The 6000-nt window shown below is 58.2% G+C and carries 7 protein-coding genes; 1 reads left to right on the top strand and 6 read right to left on the bottom strand.

Features of this window, described 5'->3' with window-relative positions:
- Positions 1 to 460, top strand: a 460-nt coding sequence (locus KGA88_RS09370; RefSeq protein WP_223590377.1) for a hypothetical protein, incomplete at its 5' end; no start/stop codon positions are given.
- Between the two features lie 399 nt (positions 461 to 859).
- Here the strand turns inward: KGA88_RS09370 and KGA88_RS09365 are convergent.
- The 6 genes from KGA88_RS09365 to KGA88_RS09340 all read right to left on the bottom strand — a co-directional run bounded on the left by KGA88_RS09365 (position 860) and on the right by KGA88_RS09340 (position 5871).
- Positions 860 to 1066: a co-regulatory protein PtrA N-terminal domain-containing protein gene (locus tag KGA88_RS09365; protein ID WP_110663351.1), complete on the bottom strand. Its 207-nt coding sequence runs from the start codon at positions 1064 to 1066 to the stop codon at positions 860 to 862.
- A gap of 80 nt (positions 1067 to 1146) precedes the next feature.
- Entirely contained in the window at positions 1147 to 1800 is a 654-nt protein-coding gene (locus KGA88_RS09360) for a hypothetical protein (RefSeq protein WP_223590350.1), read from the bottom strand.
- Positions 1801 to 2562: 762 nt separating this feature from the next.
- Complete coding sequence (locus tag KGA88_RS09355) at positions 2563 to 3372, bottom strand: DUF2092 domain-containing protein (RefSeq protein WP_110657754.1); 810 nt, start codon at positions 3370 to 3372, stop codon at positions 2563 to 2565.
- 167 nt (positions 3373 to 3539) lie between these two features.
- The gene (locus KGA88_RS09350; RefSeq protein ID WP_223590348.1) at positions 3540 to 4433 is read right to left on the bottom strand and encodes a polysaccharide deacetylase family protein; all 894 of its coding nucleotides are present in this window, start codon (positions 4431 to 4433) and stop codon (positions 3540 to 3542) included.
- On the bottom strand, positions 4433 to 5305 hold the full coding sequence (locus KGA88_RS09345) for a GNAT family N-acetyltransferase (protein ID WP_317851664.1): 873 nt from the start codon (positions 5303 to 5305) through the stop codon (positions 4433 to 4435). Before KGA88_RS09345 ends, KGA88_RS09350 begins: the two co-directional genes overlap by 1 nt.
- Positions 5306 to 5418: 113 nt before the next feature.
- Positions 5419 to 5871 (bottom strand): thiol-disulfide oxidoreductase DCC family protein, encoded by a 453-nt coding sequence (locus KGA88_RS09340; RefSeq protein ID WP_223590343.1) that lies wholly within the window; start codon positions 5869 to 5871, stop codon positions 5419 to 5421.
- Between the last annotated feature and the right edge of the window lie 129 nt (positions 5872 to 6000).

Below are 6000 nucleotides of genomic sequence, written 5' to 3'. Positions count from 1 at the left end.
GGCGGTGGCTCTGGTGGCTCCGGAGGTGGCGGTCACGGTGGTGACGGCGGAGGTGGCCACGGTGGCGGCAACGGCGCGGGTGGCGGTGGCGCCGGCAACGGCCATGGCGCTGGTGGTGATCATGGCGCTGGAGGCGATCATGGTGCTGGTGGCGATCATGGCGCTGGTGGCGATCATGGTGCTGCAGGAAATGGCGGCCCGGGGCGCGGCGACGCTGACCATGGTGCTGTGGCGGGGAACAGAGGCCCAGGTAATGCCCGTGGCAACAATAACAATAACGACGATGCCGCGGATGCAGCCAGGGACGCTGCAAAAAATGATGCAGATGCAGCCAGGGACGCTGCCAGGGCTGATGCGGATGCCGCCCGGGATGCGGCAAAAGCTGATGCGGATGCAGCCAGAGACGCTGCCAGGGCTGATGCGGATGCCGCCAGGGACGCTGCAAGAGCTGCTGGCGTAGTGGGTGCAGATGCGACCAGAGATGCAGCGAGGGCTGCTGCAGATGCCGCCAGGGATGCCGCGAAGGCAGACGCAGATGCAGCCAGAGATGCCGCGAGGGCAGCTGCAGATGCAACCAGGAACGCCGCCAAAGTTGATGCGAACGCGGCCAGAGAGGCGGCCAAGGCCGAGGCCAGGGCAGCCAGGCAGGATGTCGCGGATGCCCCGGACGCCCCGGATGTAGACGTGCCTGAGGTACAGAACTAGGCCTGCACGCTACGCAACGGCAGGCATACCCGTAGAAAACGTCCTGGCAGTTTCAAGGACGTATAAAAAAAGTCGCAAACCCTGCAGGGTTTGCGACTTCTTTTTGCCATCGTGTTACGCGGTCCGAAACATCGACCGGGACACGCTACATCGATCAGCCGTTGGTGCGATTGCTTGCCTTGGCCTTGCTTTGAGCCACAGCGGCTTCAGCCTTCTGTTTCTGCGCAACCTGGAAGGCTTCCATCGAGACCTTGCGGGCCGCCTCCATGCGATTGAAGTTCTTGTCACCACCACCCGTGGCCATGGCCAGGGAAGAAGCGGTCAGAGCGGCGATTACGAAGAGAGCTTTCATGGATTTCATTTGATTATCCTCAAGGGAAAAAGTGAGATTTAGTAAAAGTTAACAGCGAATTCGTGGGCTAAAGCTGAACGGGCTTAGCTTTACCAGCCAGCCAGGGCAGCGTTTCTGCTGTCCCAGGTGCGCTGCTCCATACGGCCTTCAGCGTCTTTGTTTTTTGCCCAGGCGGTGAGCAGTATCATCGCGCCAAATCCGCCGACGATGAGCACTGGATAGGCGGCCAGCAACTCGACCAGCGAGTACTTCCAGGCCAGCGGACGACCGACACCGAGCATCGCGGCATAGAACCACGACACACCAGAGAGGGCGCCGGAGAACAGCGCGAGCATGCGCAAGTTGAAGGAAAGTTTGAGTATCGAACCGGCTTTTTTCAGTGCCGGCAATACAGCGCTATGCAACAGGAAGCCATTAAAAGTCAGCAGTACAACGATGCCGATCTTGGCTTGTAACTTTGGATTGAGGAAATACTCCATTCCCTTGCCGGCATAATCGATGCCGATAATACCAATACCGGTAATCCAGAGCGCTACAAGTGCAAGCGATACGGTTTTTTGAAGGCTTTCCATGTGCGCGTCATCCTGGTGACCCGACACATCTCCCTTCAGGAGTTGCTTGACCATTGCAATATCACTGGTCAAGACCAGCCCGATTGCGACACAGCAGGCGATAAGATGGAAATATACAACGCCCAAGCGCACATATTCCGCGGCTGGCGCAGACAGTATACCAAGCTCCATGACTACCTCTTTGTACTAATAGTGGATCAACATGACTTCAGCACGGCTTAATTGGATTTTTCCGTTGCTGACCGCAGTCAGGATCCAGCAATTTCTATTATTTAATCTTGCGGCATTACGCTGCGAAGAAAAAAGCGAGTTTCTCGAATGAACTTTTAATCATTCGACCAGTTCCATTTCAGGTAACAAAAAACCTCATTCGCACTTGGTGCATACATGAGGTTTAACTTCCGCTTCTGGGAGTCAGGTGAGGCTCGCAGCCCGTGTCACCTGTTGCGTATTCTGAACGATAAAAACCGAATCCGTTCATTTTTTGATCAGTTTTGCTGACCAACGGCAGTGCCGTGGTTGATCGCATATTGCTATCACTGAAAGGCGCAGCCACCACCCTTACTGGCTTTCGGCGGGTCGGGAGACAGATTAACGCCATGCCGATTTTTTCGTGTTTTTTTGCATATTCCATGGGAAAAATCGGAGGTTATAAGCCATTCAGTCATCAAAAAAGCCCTGGCCGGGGTAAAAACAAGGTCAGGGAACGCCCATTTTTCCCTCGAAAAAAGCACCTTCCGGAGAGTTAATTGCGTCGTGCAGTGCGCCTCGCCACGCCGGCAACGCTTACGGGGGTAAGAGGGCGCCCGACCACAGCCTCGGCTTGAGGAATGAAACTGTGGACACCGGGGATCGACAAAGTCTCTCCCAGTTCAAGCGCGCACATCACGACGAATCCCCCCAGGAGCAGGCCAGCCGACTTCATCAAGAGGTTCATTTGGTTTTTCCTCGCACAAAATTGCTCGGCAAGTCCTCGGCGTTGGGCAGGTCCTTGAGCTCGATTTTTTTCGCGTCCGTCGGGTTTTTAAAAGCAAAGTCATCAGCTGCAACGGTATCGCCGCTTTTCCAGTCGCTTAGCTGGATGCTGTACTGCGGGCCTCCGGCAATCTGTTTGGACGTGATGGAGTATCGGCAGGGATAGGGCCGGTCGCCCTGGGCAATCCAGATCTGCCAATCCACCTCTTTCTTCCTGAAGGCCAGGTGATCGCATTCCACGCCACCGATAACGCCACTGCCCAGATCCTTGATGTTGTTCACGCCGGCCATCAGTTGTTCTTCAGGATTGGACATGAACAGGTCCGCGCCGGGAAGTGGCCTGTTGTATTTATCCCTCAGCACATCGAGGAGATGATCAAGCGTGCCCGGTACTTCGACCTGCGAGTAAATATTCTTGCCTTTTCCCAACAAGGTCAGCGTCTTGCCATCGAATAACATCTCGATATCTGTAAAACCGCTGGAACGCGTACTGCGCAACTTGTCGGGTCGGTTGATAACGACAGTGCCGGAACCCGCCAGTGAGAGCCGTTGCTGATCTTTAGTGACGACTTCAAGAATGGTGTCGTAGTTGAACGATATGCTTTTTTGCGCTGACATATAGTCGGACATGTTCTTGAGCAAGCTCTTGGCATAGGCCTCATCGGCTAATACTCCTGCCGGCGCGCCAAGACCAATCAACAGTGCAAGTCCCGCCCCGGTGATGCGGGTCATAGAGGACTCGATCAATATCCGGGCGATCTTTTCCATAGGAGTCACCACTACAGTGTGCAAGAGGGGGAATGCGGATATACAAAGTTAGTCCCATCAGCGGTTGCGCGCTGTTTATCGGGGCACCACTCATCTGATATCAAGTGTGAAATATTCGCCGAACACTGGAAGCGTTCTCCGCTTTTAGTAGTTGCCGGGAAAGACACTCAGGCGGGGAATCGGGCTATCCAGTGCCGGGCAATCTCTTCGCGCCGGCAGATCCACACCGCGTCGTGACCTTGCACGTAATCGAGAAAGCGCGCCAGCGCCATTGCACGTCCAGGATGGCCACTGATCCGCCCATGCAGGCCGATGCTCATCATCTTCGGGTGATGCGCACCTTCCTGCCACAGCAGGTCGAAAGCATCCTTGAGCAGCCGGAAGAAATCTTCACCGCAGGCGAAACCATTGGGCAGCAGATAGCGGGCGTCGTTGTTGACCAGTGTGTAAGGGATGACCAGGTGGGCGGGCGCGCCTGGGAGCCAATAGGGCAGGTCATCGTTGTAGGCGTCCGAGCTATAGAGAAACCCGCCTTCTTCACGCAACAGGCGGCGGGTGTTCTGGCTGACCCTTCCGGTGTACCAACCTACGGGGCGTTTACCGCAGGTCTGCTCGATCACGTCGAGGGTCAGGCGAATATGCTGCCGCTCCTGGTCTTCAGGCATGTCGCGATAGTCCAGCCAACGGTAGCCATGCCCGGCAATCTCATGCCCGGCATTGCAGAGCGCATGGCCAATCGCCGGGGTGAGTTCCAGGGCACGGCCGACGGCAAAAGCGGTCAGCGGCAGGCCGCGGGCGCTGAACAGTTGCAGAATGCGCCACACACCTGCGCGCGCTCCGTATTCGTACATGCCCTCGACGCTCAGGTCCGCTTCCCCCACACGCGGCGGGCGCCCCGGTAACTCGTGCAGCCAGGCCTCCGACTGCGCATCGCCATTGAGGATGCATGACTCCGCGCCTTCTTCGATGTTGAGTACGAACTGCACCGCGATGCGTGCCTCACCGGGCCATTGCGGGTGGGGCGGGCAGCCGCCATAACCGGTCAGGTCGCGAGCGGCCATCAGCCCAGCTCGAAGGTCGTGACGCCGAACACACGTTCGTGCGCGATCGCCGGAGGAGGGCCGAGGTACATGCGCGCGCAACCGAAAACCTCGATCATGCCCTGTTGCTGCACGAGCGCCATCGCGGCGGGATTATTCTCCGGGGCATCGAGAAACAGCGGGCCACCCTGGGCAAATTCCGCCAGGCGTGCGTAGAGGGCATTGGCTGCCAGGGCGTCATCGGCGAACAAGGGGCCGATCTTGTAGCCTTCCCGGCAGCGCCTTGCTACGCCATAGCCGCCTAGCCTGCCCTCGCGACGGCAAGCCACGGCGAGTGCATCGGCCTGGGTTATCCAGCCGCTCAGGAAGCTTGCGCGCGCGGCGGGAAAACAGGTGCGGTCGTATTCGACAACCTGATCGAACGGGAAGGCGGCCAACGGGACGATGTCCTCGTCGCCTGCCTGCGAGGTCATCGGGCGGGCGGTGAGATTGGCACGAAAACGCATGTTGCGATGGGAGAAGACGAAACCACCCTTGGCGTAGTAGTCCTGCATCGCGAAGACGCCGTCCATGCCGATGCTCGCGCCTGGGTGCAGGCGGGCCAGGAGGCGCTCGCGGCGTGCATGCCAGAGGGTATTGCCCAGGCCTTGACCGCGATATTGCGGCCGGACAATGAAAAAACCCATGAAACCGAATTCGCCATTGTAGGAGGTGATGGCACCGCCGCCGATCAATTCGCCGCCCCGGGTCGCCGCGATGAAGGCGGCAGGGTCCGTCGCCCAGAACAGCTCGGCATCGTGAACGCCTGGATTCCAACCTTCATGGGCAGCCCACTCGACGAGCTCGTCCAGCTCGGGACGGGTCATGTTGCGTATGACCAGCTGATTCGACACCGCGAAGTTCTCCCCAGTCGCTAATCGAGCGTGTGGTCGATCCCCACTCCGGACCTTTTCGGTATAGCTTCAACCCGAGTATTGATCCAGCTCGTCACGTCACCTGAAGGCGTTCATGGGGGCGCTTTCAAAAAGTGCTGTTCATGATCAGGCTGCGGCAACAGGCAGGTGTCGTATTTCCCAAAGAGCCGATAACGGTTTAGCGCAATGCGGTCGTAGGCCCAATCCAGAAGTTTGCGAGGGAAGATGCGCAACAGGTTCACGGGGCGCCAGCGTGCGGGCAACTGGGCAAAGACTTCGAAATAGGCATCCGAACGCTCCCAGAAGTGTCGGTCGCGGATCACCGCCATGGTGTCGAATTGATCCAAGGGCAAACCCGCCCATGCGAGCAGAGCCTGCCCCTCGGGTGACTGAACCGCCGCCAGGCGCAGACGCCGCTGGCGGTCATGGCGAATCACGAACCGCACCCAGCCATTGCACAGCTTGCAGACACCGTCGAACAAGACCACCGTCTCTCCGGGTTCGAGCAGTGGCGCGGGTGTGGGGCGGATTTGCGAGGCTGGCATAAACGTGGGTCCAAGGGCGCCTGGTTGTTCCGGATCATAACCGCGTGCCAGCGTTGTTAGTCTGCATTTGGTCGATTGCCCCCAGGTTACGAAGGGGGGCAATCGATCCATGGCAGACGTTGCAGCGAG

The organism is Pseudomonas sp. A-R-19 (genome assembly GCF_019956575.1).
GTDB lineage: Bacteria > Pseudomonadota > Gammaproteobacteria > Pseudomonadales > Pseudomonadaceae > Aquipseudomonas.
Note: the sequence above shows the minus strand (reverse complement) of the source record. Positions and strands in the feature narration are given on the sequence as shown.